The organism is Mesorhizobium sp. M8A.F.Ca.ET.021.01.1.1 (assembly GCF_003998025.1).
Taxonomy (GTDB): Bacteria; Pseudomonadota; Alphaproteobacteria; order Rhizobiales; family Rhizobiaceae; genus Mesorhizobium.
In genome coordinates this window covers 1-1,582 of record NZ_RZSJ01000883.1, presented here as the reverse complement: position 1 = coordinate 1,582, position 1,582 = coordinate 1, and the positions used below count along the sequence as shown (strand labels likewise).

2 protein-coding genes are annotated in these 1,582 nt (G+C 64.8%); both read right to left on the bottom strand.

Translation table 11 applies throughout. The annotated features are described in order from the left end of the window. Positions 1-238: 238 nt before the first annotated feature. Positions 239-802, bottom strand: a complete 564-nt coding sequence (locus EOA36_RS35050) for an ActR/PrrA/RegA family redox response regulator transcription factor (RefSeq protein ID WP_015314185.1) — start codon at positions 800-802, stop codon at positions 239-241. A 65-nt stretch (positions 803-867) separates the two neighbouring features. Then, a partial coding sequence (locus EOA36_RS35045) for an ATP-binding protein (RefSeq protein ID WP_145969502.1) occupies positions 868-1,582 on the bottom strand: 715 nt, incomplete at its 5' end.

Here is a 1,582-nt window from a genome sequence, read left to right as displayed (position 1 = left end):
TCACCTGCCTGCCGGCATCCTCTCCCCGTATAGTGACGGGGAGAGGGGCGCTGTTATCGCCGATTTCGCCAACCGCCGATGTCGCAACATGGCGCCGCGTTGCGGCGGGCCGCTTTCTCCCCGTACGGGGAGAAAGCCCGGCAGGGCAATGAGGGGCGGCACTGACCTGTCTAATAGGCGGTCTCCGCTGCGCGTTGTAAACTGGTATTGGTCTGATGCTCCGCGTGGTTGACGCGCCTCAGCGCGGCGCGCGCTTGGCCAGGATCCGCTGCAGCGTGCGGCGATGCATGTTGAGCCGGCGCGCGGTCTCGGAGACGTTGCGTTCGCACATTTCGTAGACGCGCTGGATATGTTCCCAGCGGACACGGTCGGCCGACATCGGGTTTTCCGGCGGGGCGGCGCGCTCGCCGGTGGTGCGGGTCAGTGCGGCAAAGACATCGTCGGCATCGGCGGGCTTCGAAAGATAGTCGACGGCGCCGAGTTTCACCGCCGTCACCGCGGTGGCGATGTTGCCGTAGCCGGTCAGGATGATGGTGCGGGAATCCTCGCGCTTCTCGCGGATGGCGGCGACCACGTCGAGGCCGTTACCGTCGCCCAGCCGCATGTCGACCACGGCATAGGCGGGCGGATTGGCGCGGGCTTTGCCCACGGCCTCCTCGACGCTCTCCGCCGTCTCGACCACGAAGCCCCTGGTTTCCATGGCACGGGCCAGACGGGTCAGGAACGGCTTGTCGTCGTCGACGATCAGAAGCGAGGTGTCCTCGCCTTCAACCATAGGCCCACTGTTTTCATCGCCTGTCATCGTCTTAAAAAATTCCTGCTGCCTTATTTTTACGCAGATATAGTTTTGCGGGGCTATTGTCCAATTTACGCAGTGTCAAACATGGTCGCCGGGGACGATTGCGGGTTCAGGAAGACATTTCTCGGCCACGAAATCCGCACCACCGCCCCTTCGCCGAGGCCGCTCGAATTGCGAAAATCGAGCGTGGCGCCAGACCGTTCGAGCAAAGTCTTGGCGATGAACAGGCCGAGCCCGAGGCCGCCGCCAGCTTCCGTACCCTGGCGTGTCGACATATAGGGCTCGCCAATGCGGTCGATGATCTCGGGCGGAAAACCCGGGCCGTCATCGGTGATCGAGAAGGAGACCATCGCCTCGTCCCAGCTCCAGCGCACGGTGACGCTGTTGCGGGCGAAATCGACGGCATTCTCGACCAGGTTGCCGAGGCCGTAGATGACACCCGGATTGCGCCGCCCGACAGGCTCCGGCCCGGTCCGGTCGCCGGGGCGGAGCTTGATCGAAATGCCGAAGTCGCGATGCGGCGCGGTGACCTCCTCGACCAGCGAGGTCAGCGGCAGGCGCGACAGATGCGCCTCGCCCTCCGACGACAGGCTGGTCAGGCGTTTCAGGATTTCGCGGCAGCGCTCGCTCTGCGAGCGCAGCAGCTTCACGTCTTCCCCGTATTTCGGATCGGTGCCGAGCGCCTTCTCCATTTCCTTGGCGACCAGCGTGATGGTGGCGAGCGGCGTGCCGAGTTCGTGCGCGGCGGCGGCAGCCAACCCGTCGAGCGCGGAAAGATGCTGC